The organism is Pseudoflavonifractor capillosus, assembly GCF_016899775.1.
Classification (GTDB): Bacteria; Bacillota; Clostridia; order Oscillospirales; family Oscillospiraceae; genus Lawsonibacter.
Window position 1 is genome coordinate 1 of sequence record NZ_JACJJE010000022.1, and the last position, 16,052, is coordinate 16,052.

A 16,052-nucleotide genomic window follows, 5' to 3' on the forward strand; every position below is an offset into this window, starting at 1 on the left:
CTCCTCTCCCGTCAGCACCTGCATCTCTTTGGGGCGTGTGACCGGCGCTTTGCAGGAGAGGGCGGGATTTTTCAAAATCAGTCCCTGGGCCACCGCCTGATCCAGCGCCACCCGGCAGGTCACATGACAGCTCTTTACCATGCGGTCGGACAGCCCCGGACCGTACTGCTCCACCCGCAGGAGCCGGCCTCCCTCCTTCAGCCGGTTATAGAACTGCTGAAGGTCCGCCGCGGTCAATCTGGCCAGGGGGATGGCCCCCAGCTCCGGGATGATGTGCTGGTAGATGCGGTTTTCATAGTCCGCCTGGGTCTTGGGACGAATGTGCGGCTTGCACTCCCTCTAATACCAGCGGTCCAGCCAGGCCCCAAAGGTCATGTCTGCGTTCGGCTTTCTCTGTTTAGGTTCACTAGGCCCCTGAAGGCTGGCCTTCAATGCATTCAGCTTTGCGCTGCACTCTGATTTGGTCTTTGCCAGTACGTTTTTTGTTTTGGGGAGCCCTTTTTCATCGTGACCTACTACGATTCGGCCCTCCCAGCGGCCGTCTTCCCGTTTCCGCACCATGCCGTCATCGGATGGACGCCTCTTTCCCATGAGCTCATCTCTCCTCCCGATACATCGTCAGGCTACCGTCGTCCTCGTCCAGGGACTCCATAGCGGTTCTCATCCCCAGCCGGAAACCCAGGATGAAGTTCTCCAGAGCCATGGTGCTGCTGATTTCATTTTCCGCATTGAGGAGCCGGAGCAGCAGGGTTTTCTCCTCCCCCCTCCAGCCGGGCGGTGAGCTTCTCCTCGCACTGTTCCGCACGGTCCATAGCGTCTGCCAGAACCGAGCCAGGTGTGACGTCTTGTTCGTTGGGGGTGATCTTTCCAAGGTACAGATTTTCCGGAGTGTCTCGCATGTGTGTCGCCTCCTTTCTAACGACACAACATACCACAGAAAACAGAAATAGCCAGTAGTACGGCGCACAATTATCCAACTGTTATCATTTAGGCGGCCTGATCTGCTGCCATATTTATTGTTAACAGCATCGCATTTTCGGACGCGGGGGGCTTAATTTCAACACTAGCCTTGGGAAAGGCCAGCCCCACGATCAGGATGGGGCAGGTGATCCCAGCCACCCGCAGGGCGGCGGCCTCGTCCACACAGGCCACACCCAGCTGCTCTGCCCCGGCCTCCAGGACCGCCCGGGCCACGGCGGGGGCCCCGTGGCCATAGGCGTCCACTTTGACCACCAGCATCAGGGTGACCTCCGGCACGATGCGGCGGCGGATCTCCTTCACGTTATGCCGGACCTGGTTCAGATCCACTTCTATGTAGGCAGGCCAGTGGTTCATGGCTGATCCTTCCCGCTTACGCCTGCATATCAGCCCAGAGCTGATCTACCTCCTGGACGCATGTCCGGATGCGTGTCTCGTCCTCGGGAGTGGTGACGTCCTGGGGGGGCAATGACCCGCTTGACCGTGAAGCCCCGCAGGGGAATAGGCAGAGGCGAAAACGGCAGACAGATTTGCCGTACCATGACCTGGAAAGTTCCCGAAAACCTCTCTAAGGTACGTCCGGGAAAAGCGGTTCAGCGTGCGGCAGCGGACTGGGAGGAGGCCAGAGCGGCGTACGAGAAAAACCTATACGACCCGGAGCGCACTAAGGACCAGGAGGTTGACCGCACAAAAACAGACTTCGTCCGCTTCGTGCTGGGGAGTGTACCGGCCTAAAATGGGGACACCCAAGACCGCTGCATGCGTCCTGGTCATTTCCATTATGTAAAGTACCTTGTTATGCGCCTGATGTTAAAGGCCCGGCGAAAACGGGAAAATCCCGGCGCTGTCCTCGCAGACAGCTTCATTTTTTCCGGCGAGGCGGGGTATTTTCAAGGCCAGGGACCCCAACGCTGTGACCCGCCGTGTCAAGCAGTTTATGAAAACCCGTGATCTGCCCGACCTCTCTCCCCACGACCTGCGGCACAGCTGCGCCACCCTGCTTTTAGGCAACGGGGCCGATATTCAGAGTGTTCAACAGATTTTAGGCCACGTCAACACAAGTACGACTCTCAATTTCTACATCAAGACTGATTTGCGGCAAATGCAGGAGGCCGCCAGGAAACTGACAGAGCTATAAAATATACCGGCGGGGCAGTGCCCCGCCGGGTATTCTTTGTCAATACAATTGCAGAAACAAAGTGTACATAGAATATCCTAAAACTCGAAATTTGTGATATAGGTCTTTCCTCATGATTTCATCCTGTTTCGAAGAGAATAGGCGGACTGTGCCATTCGCCCGGAGGGTCAGGCTTTATCTGAGTGGTTCCCATCCGGTCCTCACACTTGGAGGAATTCCAGGCTGCCCTGGGTGATGCACCGGCCGCTCTGCCGGTCAAAGAGCATGATATTGTCGCTGGAGATGTTCAGGCGCACCTTGGCCCCCAGGGAAAACAGGGTGCTCCCGAACACCACGCCGGTGAGGAGGAAGTCATCCACCCGCACCTTGATGGTGGACTCCATGCCGGTAGGCATGGCGCCGTAGATCTCCCCGTCCAGGCTGCCGGAGTCCTCGATGTCCAAAAACTCCGGCCGCACCCCCAGCACCAGGTCCTGATTGGTGAGCACGGGCTCCTCCTGAAGAGAGTCGTCCTCCTCCACCACCTTGGCGATGTGGTAGCGGAACACCTCGTCCTTGTTGCCCTTCTCCACGTAGTTTTTGTCGGCGGCCTGCTTCCGGCGAAGCTCCGCCCGCTCCTGGGCCTCCCGGTCCCGCGCCTGGAACCAGCTCTTCAGGTCCAGCGGCCGGGCCGGGCGGAATCTGGCCCGGCGGTTCCGGAAGAGGGTGAGGGCCACAGACCCGTCCTCCTGCTGCTCCCCACTGGCCTCCACGAAGTTGATGGAGGGGTTGCCAACAAAGTCGGCCACAAACAAGTTGCTGGGCTGGTGGTATATGGTGAGGGGGGCGTCGTACTGTTGGAGCACCCCGTTGTCAATGAGGCAGATCTGGGTGGCCAGGGTCATGGCCTCCATCTGGTCGTGGGTGACGTAGACGAAGGTGGAACCGGTCTCCAGGTGGAGGCGCTGCAGCTCATAGCGCATCTCCAGGCGCAGCTTGGCGTCCAGGTTGCTTAAGGGTTCGTCCATAAAGAGCACCGAGGGCTCGGGGGCTAGGGTGCGGGCAATGGCCACCCGCTGCTGCTGGCCGCCGGACAGTTCTGCGGGGTAGCGGTCCATAAACATGCCAATCTTTACGATGCGGGATACCCGGCGCACCGTCAGGTCGATCTCCTCCTTGGTCATCTTCCGGACCTCGGTGACCACCTGGCCGTTTTTCACCAGCTCAAAGTTCTCGTTCAGCTCCCCGCCGCCGGCCTGGGCGCTCTTTCGGGCCCCCTCCGCTTTGGCCTGAAGGGCGGTAATTTCGCCGGACAGATCCTTGCCGCTCTCCACATGGTAGGCAAAGAGTTTTTTTGCGGTAAACAGGGAGATGGTGAAGGCGTCAATGAGCTTCAGATGGGCCTTCTTCTCATCCAGCTTGCCGTTTTTGTCCCGGCACTCCTCCAGGACCTTCACCACGTCGTCGGGCTTTTTCAAAATTTCCGCCAGGCGGGCGGCATTCTTTGCCTCAAAGTCCACCTTGGGCATGGGCTCCTTGAGATTGCTCAGACCAAAGGCGATGTTGTCATAGACCGTCATGTTGGGCCAGAGGGCATAGTTCTGAAACAAAAAGCCCACTTTTCGCTTGCTGGCTGGAATGTTAATCCCCAGGGCGCTGTCAAAAACAACCTTGTCGCCGATGGTAATGCGGCCGCTGGTTGGAGTCTCCAGTCCGGCGATCATCCGCAGGGTAGTGGTCTTGCCGCAGCCGGAGGGACCCAGCAGGGTGACAAAGGCGTTGTCCTGGATGACCATGCTCAGGTCGTCCACCGCGTAAAATTTTCCCCACCGCTTGGTCACATGTTCTAATCGAATCTCTGGCATAGTTTAACCTCCTATTCCCTTGTCCAGGCTGGCCCCGGTGATCTTGTTCACCAGGGTGTTGCACACCAGGATGGTGACAATCAAAATCAGGTTGATGCCGCTGGAGAAGGCGTACAGACCCATCTCGTCGAAGTAGTCCAGGGTGGTGGCCAGGATAAAACCCTGAGTGCAAAGCAGCATGAACAGGGACAGCTCCCGCAGGCAGGTCATAAAGGGGAGCAGATAGCCGCTGATAATGGAGGACTTCTGAATGGGAATGATGATGCGGGTCATGCGCTTGACCCAGGGGATGTTCAGGATCATGGCAGACTCCTCGATCTCCCCGGACAGCTGGAGCATGGAATTCAGAGAGCTTCGGCTGGCAAAGGGGATGTACTTGATGGTGCCCACAATGATCAGCAGGGTGTAGGTGTTGAACAGATTGATGTATTGGTTGGAGAACAGGATAAAAAAGGCCACGCCCACGGCAATGGAGGGCATCAGGTAGGGCAGAAAAGCCACTGAGTTTACATAGTTGGCCAGCTTGCTTCGTCGGTTTTTGGACACGGCGTAGCCGATCATGGTGCCGATGGTGCCCGCCAGCAGGGAACAGCACACGGACACCCAGATGGTCCCTTTGAAGGCGCGCCAGATGGTGTCGTTGTGGAGGATGCCCTTCTGGCCGTACATGCCGTTCTCGGTGATGTTCTCGTCGGTGACCCACCATTTGGTGGTCAGGTTGTCTGTGTCCCCGGTGTACAGGAAGGAGTAGTCGCCGGGGTTGGGGAGAAAGGTCTCAAAGGCGAAGGAGACGATGGGGAAGATGCTGGTGAAAAAGGTCACCACGACCAGCACCAGGGCAATGACATATTTGCCCACCCGGCCCAGGTTGATCTTGGAGATCTGCCCGGATTTTCCGGTGACGGTGGTGTAGTTTTTTCGGCTCTGGAGGCTCAGCTGGTTGAGCAGCATGATGGCCACGCCGAAGATCATCATGATGATGGCCAGGATGCTGGCCTCGCCGGTGTATTTGGAGTTCATGGACACGTATTTTGTGGCCAGGGTGGTCAGATTCAAATAATGGGGCACCGGGTAGCTGCCCATGGAGCTGCCGAACACCAGCAGAATGGTGGACAAAATGGCGGGCTTCACCATGGGGAGGGTCACCCGGAACATAATCTTCCACTTTGGAGTGTCCAGGATGGTGGCTGCCTCCTCCAGATTCGCGTCCATATTCCGGAAAATGCCGCCGATCAGGATATAGGCGAAGGGGGCGTAGTGGAGACCCAGCACCACCACGCTGGGGAACAGCCCCAGGCACCACCAGGCGGGCATCTCAATGCCGAGCGTGGCAGCCAGAAGACCGTTGGAAGTTCCCGTCACAGCATTGGAATTGAACATGTGCTGCCACACCACGGCCAGGGTCCACTGGGGCATGATGTAGGGGAAAATGAAAATGGAGCTCAAATACTTCCGCCAGGCCAGATTGGTCCGGGTGATCAGGAAGGCGAACAGACCGCCGAACAGAATGGACACCACACAGGTGCCCACCGCCAGCAGGACGGTGTTCCACAGGGGCTCCCACAGGTTGGTCCGGGCCAAGCTGCTGGTAAACAAGTCGATGTAGTTCACCAGGGTATAGCCGGAAACCTGTCCGGTGAGGTGGGCATCGATGGTGCCCGGGTGGATTTTGAAGGTATCCTCCACGATAGCCACAATGGGGGCCACTGTGGTGACCGTAAGGACAAGGCCCATCAGAACCAGGATCACGTTGTAGGGCTTGGAGAAAAAGGTCTTGATCTTATTGCGCCGCACAACAGATGTGCTTACCTGGAGGGGGGTTGAAGCCATAAAATCTCTCCTTTCTGCCAGAGGTCAGGGCAGAGGGGCTGAAATGGAGGGGCGCCCTTGGACACCGGGGGCTCCAAGGGCGCCGAGAATGCAGCGTGCGCGGCAACTCAGCCGGCCGTGTAGCGGTCCAGCATCTCAATCCAGCTGCCCACTGTGAAGGCCACGGAGGCGCAGTACTCCGGATCTTCCAGCACCAGCTGGCCGTCGGTGGTCCACCAGTCATAGCCGTGGTCGTTGAGGGCCGCGAACTCCACGGTGGTGCCATCCTCAGCCATGCCGCCGGTCTGATGGTGATAGATCTCCTCATTTTCCTCGGCCACCAGGGGGTTGGAGGAGTAGCCGCCGATGTCCTTGCCCCAGGCGGAGAAGCCGTCGGCGGTGCAGGTCATGTAGGCGATGAAGGCGCAGGCGGTCCAGGGCAGGGGGCTGTTGTCGGTGACGAACAGATAGTGGCAGTAGCCGAAGCCGCCGATGCCGGTGTAGCCGTCGTTATAGGCAGCCACAGTAATGTTGTTCTTGGAGACGGTGGCGGACTCCTCCACCGAGCGCAGCTTGGAGTACACCAGCAGGCCGAACTGGTCGGTGGCAGACTGGTCTACCAGAGTGTTGCAGATAGGTCCGTCGTCGGTCTGGGCGTTATAGCTGCCCACCCACAGCTTGATCCAAGCCAGGGCGTACTTGCCGTTCTCACCCAGGCCCAGGCTCTCGGCTTCGGAGGCCATCTCATCAATGGTGGGCTGGAAGTAAGCCTGCTCATCGGCGGACAGGGCCTCAAAGGCGTCCTTCAGCCAGCCGGCGTAGGTGTCCTCCGTGAGCATGTACAGGAAGTTTTTGCCCACCAGCTCGGAGTCGATGTCCATAAACAGACCGTGGGCGTCCTCTCCCACAAAGTCCCAGCAGTTGTCAAAGGTTTTGGAACCGGTGTTGTTGTACATAAACACCTTGTTCAAGGTCTGCAGAGGCAGATAGCCGTTGTACTCCTCCGCTGTGGTGCCGTTGGCGTCCGCCCAGTCCTTGGGGATGAAGGTGTCCAGAATACCGGTCTGGACCATCTTGGATTCGATCTGGTTGCCGTCCTGGATGAGGGTCATGGCAAAGGTGCCGGTGTCCTTCAGAGAATCGGAGGTCAGCTGATCGAAGATTTTGTTGTTCTTGGGCTGCTGCCATTCAAACTCCAGGGTGTAGCTGGGATCAATGGACTGCAGGTACTCCACGAACAGGGGGAGGGCGGTGGCGCCCCGGCTGGAGTTGCCCACGCCGTAGAACTTCTGGCCGTTGGACTCCTCAATGGCCTTTTGGGCCAGCTCCTCCAGAGTCATGCCCTGGGCTTCCTGGATGATCTGCTGTGTGGCGGTCAATTCTCCGGTGCCGCCAGAAGAAGCGGGGCCGGAGCTGCCTCCCGCCTGAGAGGTTCCACCGCCTCCGCCGCCGCAGGCGGCCAGAGAGAGGGTAAGGGACGCGGAGAGCAGCAGTGCAAGTGCGCGTTTCATAATGGTTCCTCCTTCGGTATTCTGCATAAAATAGAGTCTGCGGACAGGAGGTCCGCTGGTAAATTTATTGTATCTGGCTTTCCGGCAAAAGAGTAGGGGACAAATCTGCGCTTTTTTGTTGTTCTCTGCTTTTTTCGTCAAACACAATGAAAAGAGAAAAGAAAATGTGCTATAATTGGGCAAAACGGAAGAGGAGCTGCCGGCGGAGGAGTGGAATATATGAAAAAGATACGCGGGCTGGCGCTGGGGCTGGCTGCGGGGGTGCTGCTCTCCGGCTGCGGAGCGGGGGGCGGGGACTCAGGCCCATCCCCCTTCGCGCCGGAGGAGCGGGACCGCCTGGTGGTCTATACCTCCCACAAGGAGGAGGTGTGGTGGCCCATCGTCCGGGAATTCGAGGAGCGCACGGGAATCTGGGTGGATGTGGTCACCGGCGGCACCAACGAGCTGCTCAGCCGCATCGCCCAGGAGGCAGAGGCTCCCGCCGCCGACGTGATGTTCGGGGGCGGTGTGGACAGTCTGGAGGTCTATGGAGACTGCTTCGAGCCCTATGTGTGCGTCCAGCAGGAGGCCATCGCGGAGCGCTATCGCTCCGAGGACGGGCTGTGGACCCCCTTCTCCGCCCTGCCGGTGGTGCTCATCTACAACACCAAGCTCCTCTCCCCCGGAGAGGTAGCCGACTGGGCGGACCTGCTCCAGCCGGAATTTCAGGGCAAGATCGCTTTCACCGACCCCGGTGTGTCCGGCTCCTGCTTCACCGGCCTGGTCACTCTGCTCCAAGCGGTGGGTGGGGACCGGGACGAGACTCTGCGGCAGTTTGCCCGCCAGTTGGAGGGCCGGGAGCTGGACAGCTCGGGGGACATCCTCGCCGCCGTGTCCAGCGGCAGCTGCTGGGTGGGGGTCACGCTGGAGGAGAGCGCCTGGAAACGGGTGCAGGCGGGGGACAGCATCGCGGTGGTCTACCCCCGGGACGGGACCAGCTCGGTACCCGACGGCAGCGCCCTCATCCGGGGCGCCGTCCACCCAGACAACGCCAAGCGGTTTTTGGATTTTACCGTCAGCCAGGAGGTGCAGCAGCTGCTCTCCGACCAGTACCGCCGCCCGGTGCGGGAGGATGTGGGGACCAATCCCGCCCTGCCCGGCCTCTCCGAGGTGGTTCTGGTGGATTACGACCTGGCCTGGGCCAGTGAAAACCACGACGCCATCTTAATGTCCTGGGCCTTCTACCAGGGCGGGGAGGAGGAGCCATGAGACGACTGCTGTCCGCCTCCTTCCGCAACCGGCTGTTCGCCGCCTTGCTGGCCGCCTCCCTGATCCCCCTGCTGCTGTGCTCCGCCCTGCTGCTGCAGATCTTCCGCCTGCGGATGGAGGACCGGGCCCAGGGGGAGGCGGACGGCTATCTGGACAGCGTGGGCCAGACCCTGGACCAGGCCTGCTGGTCCTTTTCCTCCGCCGCGGCCGCCCTGGAGCGGGACGGGGTGCTCTCCCAGGCCCTCCTCCAGGGCAGCCCCTCCCAGGGAGAGGTCTACCGCCTGTTCCTGGAGGACGTCCAGTCCGCCCAGACCCTGGCCCGCCTGGATCTGTACGACAGCCAGGGGAACTGGTACTGCTCCACCCGCAGCGCCGCCGGACGGAGCCTGTCCCCCCAGTGGGGGGTGCTGTACCAGGCCCGGGAACGGGCGGCCCTGACCTTTGTGGCCCCCGAGGACCCCGGGACCTCCAACTCGCCGGTGCTGGTGGGGGCCGCCCCCCTGGCCGGCCCGGACGGCGCGGCCCTGGGATTTCTGCTGGTCAGCTTCTACCAGTCTGACCTGCACCGGCTGCTGGACGGGGCGGTGGGGGACAGCTGCGACCTGCTGCTGTTGAGTCCCTACTGGCGGGCGGTCTACTGCTCCCAGCCCGCCCTGGCCGATTCCCTGGCGGACGACCTGCGCCGGCGGCTGCTGGACGGGGAGCCCCTCAGCGGCGCGGGGGAGGAATTCTCCTATCCCGTGGTCCAGGACGAGGCCACCGGCCTGTACGTGATTCTCCGCCAGCCCCAGGTCTTTGACCGGGGGACCATGAACATCCTGTACACCATCAGCCTGTCCAGCGCCCTGGTCTGTCTGGCCCTGGCGGTGGTGCTGAGCCTGGCCCTGAGCCGCCAGCTGTTTCAGCCCATCCAGCGCCTCCACAAGGCCATCCGCGAAGTGGCCCACAACAATCTGGACGTGTACGTCCCCCACGAGCACAACGACGAGCTGGGTCAGCTGGCCGACCGCTTCAACGACATGCTGGTGGCCCTGAAGCGCAACCAAGAGCAGCTGCTGGAGAACCAGCGGGAGCGGAACGAGGCTCAGATCCGCATGCTTCAGGCCCAGCTCAACCCCCACTTCCTCTGCAACACCCTGGACACCATGAAGTGGATCAGCAAGATCCACCATGTGCCCCAGGTGGCGGACATGTCCACCAATTTGGCAGATATCCTGCGCTTCTGCATCTCGCCGGAGGAGTTTGTCCCCCTCCGCCGGGAGACGGAGATTGTGGCGCGCTATGTGGAGATCCAGCGCATCCGCCTGTCCGGCTCCTTCGCCTTTGTGCTGGACATCCCGCCGGAACTGGAGGAGGCCCTGGTCCCCAAGATGATGCTCCAGCCTATCGTGGAGAACGCCCTGCTCCACGGGCTGTCCGGCCAGCCGGACGGTGCCGTTGAGGTGCGGGCCCGGCGGGAGGGGGCGGTGCTACGGCTCACCGTCTTGGACAACGGCGTGGGCCTGCCCCCGGAGCTGGAGGGCCCCTACGCCTGCCGGGACCAGGAGGAGACCCGGGGCCATCTGGGCCTATACAATGTGGACACAATTCTGCGCAAACACTACGGGGAGCAGTTCGGGCTCTGCCTGGAAAACCGGCCGGACGGCACGGGCACCATGGTCACCGCCACCCTGCCCCTGCGCTATAAGGAGGATGCATCGTCATGCTGAAGGTTCTGGTTGTGGAGGACGAGGAGCTCATCCGCAAGGGCATTGTCCTGGCGGTGGACTGGGCCGCCCTGGACTGCGTCGTGGTGGGGGAGGCCTCCAACGGCGAGGAGGCCCTGGACGCCGTGGAGCGCCTCTCCCCCTCCCTCATCATCACCGATCTGAAGATGCCCCGGATGGACGGCATTGAGATGCTCCGCCGCCTGCGGGAGGCGGGCAACCCGGTGTACGTCATCATCCTCACCGCCTATGACAGCTTCACTTACGCCCAGAGCGCCCTGCGGCTGGGGGCGGTGGACTTCCTCCTGAAGCCCTTCCACGACGGGGAGCTGGAACAGGCGGTGCGGAATCTCCAGAGCCGCATGCAGACCAGCGAGCCGGTCCACGGCATTCCCGGCCTGAAAAAGGGGGACAAGAGCAAGTACGTCCTGGAGGCCATGGACTACATCGGTGCCCACTACAACGACCCGGGCATCACCGTGGGGAGCATCGCCCAGAACCTGGGCATCAGCGAGGGGCACCTGAGCCACATGTTCAAGAAGGAGACTGACTACACCCTCCTGAACTACCTGACCCGGTACCGCATCCATAAGTCCATGGAGCTGCTGCGGGACTGCCGCCGGAAGGTCTACGAGGTGGCCGAGCTGGTGGGCTATAAGGATGTGACCTACTTCTCCGCCACCTTCAAAAAAGTGGTGGGGATCTCCCCCTCCGAATACCAGGACACCTGTCCGTGAACAAAAGGAGTACATACGCCATGATACAGGGAATTTGTTTTGATTTGGACGGCGTGCTGATCCACACCGACGAGCTGCACTATCTGGCCTGGAAGGGGCTGGCCGACCGGCTGGGTGTCCCCTTCAGCCGGGAACAGGGGGACCGCTGCCGGGGAGTCTCCCGGATGCAAAGCCTGGAGATCGTGCTGGAGCACGCCGGCCGCGCCTACTCCCAGGAGGAGAAGGAGCGCTTTGCCCAGGAGAAAAATGAAGCCTACCGAGCCATGCTAGAGGCCCTCTCCCCCGCCGACGTGCCGGAGGACGTGCCCCCCACCCTGGAGGAGCTGCGTCGGCGGGGCTGCCGCCTGGCCCTAGCCTCGGGCAGCAAAAACGCCGGGCTGATTTTGGCCCGCACCGGCCTGAGGACCTATCTGGACGCGGCGGCGGACGGGAACCACATCACCCGCTCCAAGCCCGACCCAGAAATCTTCCTGACCGCCGCCCAGATGCTGGGTCTCCCCCCGGAGCGCTGCGCCGCCGTGGACGACGCGGTGGCCGGCATCCAGGCGGGCCGGGCCGCCGGAATGGTCACCGTCGCCATCGGGGATTCGGCGGCACACCGGGCTGGGGATTACGACCTGGAGCGGTTTGGCCAGCTTTTAGACTTGTTTCCCGGTCCCGGGAAGGAGGAAGGTCTGTGACCCGCCTGGTCGCCTGTGACATTGACGGAACCCTGCTGGACGGGAGCACCGCCATTGCCCCCGCCGTCTTCACCCAGATCCGCCGCCTGTCCCGGCTTGGGGTGTATTTCTGTCCCGCCAGCGGCCGGCAGTACAGCGGCCTGCGCCGCCTGTTCGCTCCGGTGGCCGGCCAGTTGAGTTGCCTCTGTGAAAACGGCGCGGTGGTCTTTGGCCCGGGTGATCCCGGCCCGATCCTAAGCAAAACGGAGATGGCGCGGGAGCAGGCCCTCGCCCTGTGCCGGGACATCCTGGCGCTGCCCCGGTGCGAGGTGCTGATCTCTGGTGCCAATACCAGCTATCTGTGTCCCAAGCAAAGCGACGTCGTTTCCCTGATGCGGGACTTTGTGGGCAACAATGTCGCCCTCTTGTCTGCCCCCGAGGAGACGCCTGAGGCCATCGTCAAGGTCTCCGCCTATTGCCGGGACGGCGCGGCGGCGGTGGAGCCTCTGCTGGCCCCAAGGTGGCGGACGCAGTTCCGAGTGGCCGTCGCGGGGCAGGCCCGGCTGGATTTTACCCTGGCAGACAAGGGGACGGGCATCCGGCAGCTGTGCGCCGCCCTGGACGTCCCGCAGTCGGATGTGATGGCCTTCGGGGACAACTACAACGATTTGCCCATGCTGGAGGCGGTGGGGCACCCCATTCTGATGGAAGGTGCGCTAGCGGAACTGCTCAGCCGGTTTTCTAATCGCTGCTCCCGGGCGGAGCATATCCTGGCCAGCTTGCCGTTCTGAGCCTTGTCATTTCCTGGAAAGGATCGAGGCCCCTGGTTTCCTTTGATGGCAGCCAGTGACATGAAGCCTATCAAATATCACGATAACAGCTCCCCAATTTGTTGATTTTGTTTATGTGCTTTGGCCGGGAGGAAATGGTTCAGGAGTACAAAGATTAGAATCATACGGATGTTTCTGTGACAGCAGCCTCTTGGAAGATCGCTGAAAAGTCTTGTAGCTACCTAAGGCGAACGCTGCGAATAAGAGAACGGCTGACTGAAAATCTTACAGACGCGAAGTTCTTTTTCTGTTGCCATATTATTGTGAACACCATCGCAAAAGCGTTTTCACGGTAACTTGCGAAAAAACGAGCTGACTAAGTACCGCTACGGCTAAGAAAACCGTAATCTCACCACATTTGTGCAAACGGTCAAATCGTGGAAGTCAACTCTCCCAACGGTGTGACAACATAACCTGCCACAGAGAGCGGCGGAGCAGGCGGAAACCTTGCGCATAAAGAGTGACAGAAAGCAAACAGATTGGAGCAGATCAGGCCATAAAGTGCTGAAAAATAGCTGAAAAAAACTCCAAGCTCCCTTTAATGTGCGGGAGAGGTCACAGGTCCGAGCCCTGTATCGTCCACCAAAACGAAAGGACATCCGAGAGGATATCCTTTCGTTTTGGGTTTCGCCGCCCAAAGGCGGCTACACCCTTCGGTATTTTAATGCTCAGGGCGGCAAAGCTGCCCCTCCGCCGAGGATTTGCCTGCGGCAAAACGCTCGAACGCCGCAAAAGCGGCGCGGCCCAGATGGGCCGTTGGGCGAGATGTCAAGATGGCTAATCGAAAATTTGAAATATCTAGATTGTAGTGCTCTGCCAGAAAAACCGCTATTTTCGAAAGAAGACAGCGGTTTTTCACAACTTTTTGCTTGCTTTTCCAAATCAAGTGGCCATGCGCTTTCCGCATGACCACAGTTTCAACCACAGACAGAGAAAACATGGGCCTCCGGAGATGCGTTGCCTCCGGAGGCCCATTTGTGTATTATGCTGGATTGCCTTGGTCAACCTGCCAGTGCCGTCCGTTTTTCCCGTTCTTTCCCGGCGGCGATCTCCGCCTTCATCTCCCGGATCAACTCGGCCAGCTTCATCTCGCACTCGGCCTCTGTTTTCGCATACACGTTCTGGGACATGCGCTTGCCGTTGACCTTGGGGGAGTAGCGACCCTCCCACAGGTGGTCATTGATTTGGGAGATACACCCGGTGCCCGGCTTACGGTATTTGCCCTTGACTGGCTGGAAGGAAGTTCTGCCGGACGGTTTCGGTGTTTCCTCGTGCGACGTCTCTGTCCCGGTGATGGCCCGGTCGATCTTGTCCGCCGCCTTCTGCCGCATTTCGTCGGTGATATGGGCGTACACGTTCAGCGTGGTGGTACTGGACACATGGCCGATGACCGTGGATAGAGTTTTTACATCCATCCCATGCTCCAGGGCGCTGGTGGCAAAGGTGTGCCGCAGATCGTGGAAGCGGGCGGCGGGGCAGCCCGCCCGCTTCAGCACGGCGGACAGCTTCTTCCGCACCGCGGTGGGGTCCCGCGGGGAGTCCCCTTTTCTGGGGGATGGGAACATCCACCGGGAGGTGACGCTCTGCCGGTATTGTTCCAATATCTTCAAGACAGGTGTGGGCAGGAGAATGCTCCGGCTGGAGGCCCGGGTCTTGGGTTGGGAGACCACCAGTTTTCCCCGGATACGCTGGACTTGTCGCTCTACTCGCAGCACCCCAGTCCGGAAATCCAGATCGTCCCACTGGAGGGCCAGGATCTCGCCCCGGCGCAGGCCGGTGGATAGTTCCAGCAGAAGGAGTTCAAAGCAGCCGTCCTCCTTGGCCTGGATTAGCAGGCGTTGGATCTCCTCTCCCGTCAGCACCTGCATCTCTTTGGGGCGTGTGACCGGCGCTTTGCAGGAGAGGGCGGGATTTTTCAAAATCAACCCCTGGGCCACCGCCTGATCCAGCGCCACCCGGCAGGTCACATGACAGCTCTTTACCATGCGGTCGGACAGCCCCGGACCGTACTGCTCCACCCGCAGGAGCCGGCCTCCCTCCTTCAGCCGGTTATAGAACTGCTGGAGGTCCGCCGCGGTCAGTTTGGCCAGAGGGATGGAACCCAGCTCTGGGATGATGTGCTGGTAGATGCGGTTTTCATAGTCCGCCTGGGTCTTGGGACGAATTTGGGGTTTGCACTCCCTCTGATACCAGTGATCCAGCCAGGTACCGAAGGTCATGTCCCCTTTGGGCTTCTCCGGCTTTTGTTCCTGGAGGCTGGCCTTCAATGCTTTCAGCTTTGCACTGCACTCCGATTTGGTTTTTGCCAGTACATTTTTCGTTTTGGGGCGCCCTTTTTCATCGTAGCCCACCACGACCCGGCCTTCCCAGCGGCCGTCTTTTCTCAGGTGGAGGCTGCCGTCGCCCCGTTTCCTTCGTTTTGCCATAAGGTCAGCTCATCTCCTAACCATTCCGTTACCACATTTCCCACGATCTCAGCGGCGTTTCGGTGCATATCCCCGGTGACATGGGTGTAGGTGTCCAGGGTAAAGCTGGCCTTGGTGTGGCCCAGAATGCGGGAGAGGGTCTTGGCATCCACCCCGGAGTCCAGGGCGTGGGTAGCGAAGGTGTGCCTTAGATCATGGAACCGAAGGCTGGGCAGTTCAGCCTGGTTCAGCAGTTCTTTGAGCCTGCGGTATGCGCTGTTGGGATTTACTGGCCGCTCCGGGCGGAGGGGATCTGAAAAGATCCACTGAGTCAGAGCTGCTGTCTTCCGTTCCTTCAGAAGTTGGGTGGTGCTGTAAGGAAGCAGAATTGTCCGCTGTCCCGCATAGGTCTTGGTCTCTCCTGCCTCCAGAGTTCCACCCTTTCGGGCGTGGATGGTGCGGCGCACCTTTAAGGTCCCAACGTCGCTGTCAAAATCCTCCCATTTTAGGCCGCACAGCTCTCCCCGGCGCAGGCCGGTGGTCAGCTCGGTATAGAAGAAGTCGTGCCAGATGGGGTCGAATCGAATTGCGCACAGGAATTTTTCCAGCTGGTCGTGGGTAAGTACCCGCTTGGGTGTGTTTGGCACGCTGGGAGGAGTTACTTTTTCTGCGGGATTGAAGGGGATCAGGCCCTCGTCCGCTGCCGTTTTCAATGCGTGGTGGAGGGTGGTGTGGATTCCCCGGACGGTGGCCGGAGCCAGCCCAGGCCCACAGTTCTGGCGGGGGAGTTTGCGCCCTCGTTCCAGGAGAAGCTGATACAGTTCCCGCAGGTCATCAGATGTCAGTTTTATCAATAGCTTTTCCCCCAGGTATGGCTTCACATGGTTGTCCATGTCCTTCCGGTATCCCTCCAGGGTGCCGGGGCGGACCGTTCCTGTCATGTGCTTCTCCAGCCATTCATCGAGCTACTGTGCCAGTGTCATTTTGCTCTGTTCTGTGAGCTCCACACCTTGGAACGCATCAATATTTTGCCGGAGCTTAGTTGTCAGTTCTTTCTGGGTATCTGCGTAGATATATCGGAAGATGGAATCCCCGTTGCCCTTGTGGCCTACCACGATGCGGCCCTCCCAACGGCCGTCCTCCCGTTTCCGAACCATGCCGTCGCCGGATGGACGTCTCTTTCCCAT

At 60.2% G+C, this 16,052-nt stretch carries 15 protein-coding genes and 2 pseudogenes; 7 read left to right on the top strand and 10 right to left on the bottom strand.

Going from position 1 to position 16,052, the window contains the following annotated elements; all coding sequences use genetic code 11:
• The 4 genes and pseudogenes from H6B31_RS17220 to H6B31_RS08565 form a co-directional block, all read right to left on the bottom strand.
• Positions 1-324 (bottom strand): annotated as a pseudogene (locus H6B31_RS17220) (tyrosine-type recombinase/integrase); the annotation flags it as partial.
• Between the two features lie 271 nt (positions 325-595).
• Positions 596-805 (bottom strand): DUF6809 family protein, encoded by a 210-nt coding sequence (locus H6B31_RS17800; protein WP_430691883.1) that lies wholly within the window; start codon positions 803-805, stop codon positions 596-598.
• Positions 717-899 carry a DUF6809 family protein gene (locus H6B31_RS17230; protein ID WP_243418931.1) on the bottom strand — a complete coding sequence of 61 codons (183 nt, stop codon included), beginning with the start codon at positions 897-899 and terminating at the stop codon, positions 717-719. The genes H6B31_RS17800 and H6B31_RS17230 overlap by 89 nt, the downstream gene beginning before the upstream one ends.
• A gap of 88 nt (positions 900-987) precedes the next feature.
• Complete coding sequence (locus tag H6B31_RS08565) at positions 988-1,335, bottom strand: alanine racemase (protein WP_204898139.1); 348 nt, start codon at positions 1,333-1,335, stop codon at positions 988-990.
• Between the two features lie 183 nt (positions 1,336-1,518).
• Between H6B31_RS08565 and H6B31_RS08570 the strand changes: the two genes are divergently transcribed.
• The gene (locus H6B31_RS08570; protein WP_204898140.1) at positions 1,519-1,713 is read left to right on the top strand and encodes a hypothetical protein; all 195 of its coding nucleotides are present in this window, start codon (positions 1,519-1,521) and stop codon (positions 1,711-1,713) included.
• Positions 1,714-1,891: 178 nt separating this feature from the next.
• A complete protein-coding gene (locus H6B31_RS08575; protein ID WP_346014055.1) occupies positions 1,892-2,116 on the top strand; it encodes a tyrosine-type recombinase/integrase in 225 nt (74 codons plus the stop codon).
• 200 nt (positions 2,117-2,316) lie between these two features.
• Here the strand turns inward: H6B31_RS08575 and H6B31_RS08580 are convergent, their stop codons facing one another.
• The 3 genes from H6B31_RS08580 to H6B31_RS08590 form a co-directional block, all read right to left on the bottom strand.
• Positions 2,317-3,960, bottom strand: coding sequence for an ABC transporter ATP-binding protein (locus tag H6B31_RS08580; protein WP_204898142.1), 1,644 nt, complete (start codon positions 3,958-3,960; stop codon positions 2,317-2,319).
• A gap of 3 nt (positions 3,961-3,963) precedes the next feature.
• Positions 3,964-5,790: an ABC transporter permease gene (locus H6B31_RS08585; protein ID WP_191346113.1), complete on the bottom strand. Its 1,827-nt coding sequence runs from the start codon at positions 5,788-5,790 to the stop codon at positions 3,964-3,966.
• Positions 5,791-5,897: 107 nt separating this feature from the next.
• Positions 5,898-7,280: a hypothetical protein gene (locus H6B31_RS08590; RefSeq protein ID WP_087289466.1), complete on the bottom strand. Its 1,383-nt coding sequence runs from the start codon at positions 7,278-7,280 to the stop codon at positions 5,898-5,900.
• A gap of 219 nt (positions 7,281-7,499) precedes the next feature.
• On the opposite strand from H6B31_RS08590, the gene H6B31_RS08595 reads away from it, so the two are divergent.
• From H6B31_RS08595 to H6B31_RS08615, 5 genes are read left to right on the top strand one after another with little or no spacing between them, the layout of a single operon-like run.
• Positions 7,500-8,528 (top strand): ABC transporter substrate-binding protein, encoded by a 1,029-nt coding sequence (locus tag H6B31_RS08595; RefSeq protein ID WP_204898143.1) that lies wholly within the window; start codon positions 7,500-7,502, stop codon positions 8,526-8,528.
• Positions 8,525-10,237: a sensor histidine kinase gene (locus tag H6B31_RS17525; RefSeq protein WP_204898144.1), complete on the top strand. Its 1,713-nt coding sequence runs from the start codon at positions 8,525-8,527 to the stop codon at positions 10,235-10,237. The genes H6B31_RS08595 and H6B31_RS17525 overlap by 4 nt, the downstream gene beginning before the upstream one ends.
• Complete coding sequence (locus H6B31_RS08605; protein WP_204898145.1) at positions 10,231-10,971, top strand: response regulator transcription factor; 741 nt, start codon at positions 10,231-10,233, stop codon at positions 10,969-10,971. The genes H6B31_RS17525 and H6B31_RS08605 overlap by 7 nt, the downstream gene beginning before the upstream one ends.
• A gap of 20 nt (positions 10,972-10,991) precedes the next feature.
• Positions 10,992-11,651 (top strand): beta-phosphoglucomutase, encoded by a 660-nt coding sequence (gene pgmB / locus H6B31_RS08610; protein ID WP_204898146.1) that lies wholly within the window; start codon positions 10,992-10,994, stop codon positions 11,649-11,651.
• The gene (locus H6B31_RS08615; protein WP_204898147.1) at positions 11,648-12,421 is read left to right on the top strand and encodes an HAD hydrolase family protein; all 774 of its coding nucleotides are present in this window, start codon (positions 11,648-11,650) and stop codon (positions 12,419-12,421) included. Before pgmB ends, H6B31_RS08615 begins: the two co-directional genes overlap by 4 nt.
• 700 nt (positions 12,422-13,121) lie before the next feature.
• Here the strand turns inward: H6B31_RS08615 and H6B31_RS08620 are convergent.
• The 3 genes and pseudogenes from H6B31_RS08620 to H6B31_RS08630 all read right to left on the bottom strand — a co-directional run bounded on the left by H6B31_RS08620 (position 13,122) and on the right by H6B31_RS08630 (position 16,052).
• Entirely contained in the window at positions 13,122-13,373 is a 252-nt protein-coding gene (locus tag H6B31_RS08620; RefSeq protein ID WP_204898148.1) for a hypothetical protein, read from the bottom strand.
• An 88-nt stretch (positions 13,374-13,461) separates the two neighbouring features.
• The gene (locus tag H6B31_RS08625; RefSeq protein WP_204898149.1) at positions 13,462-14,886 is read right to left on the bottom strand and encodes a tyrosine-type recombinase/integrase; all 1,425 of its coding nucleotides are present in this window, start codon (positions 14,884-14,886) and stop codon (positions 13,462-13,464) included.
• Positions 14,844-16,052, bottom strand: a pseudogene (locus H6B31_RS08630) (tyrosine-type recombinase/integrase). The gene H6B31_RS08625 and the pseudogene H6B31_RS08630 overlap by 43 nt, the downstream one beginning before the upstream one ends.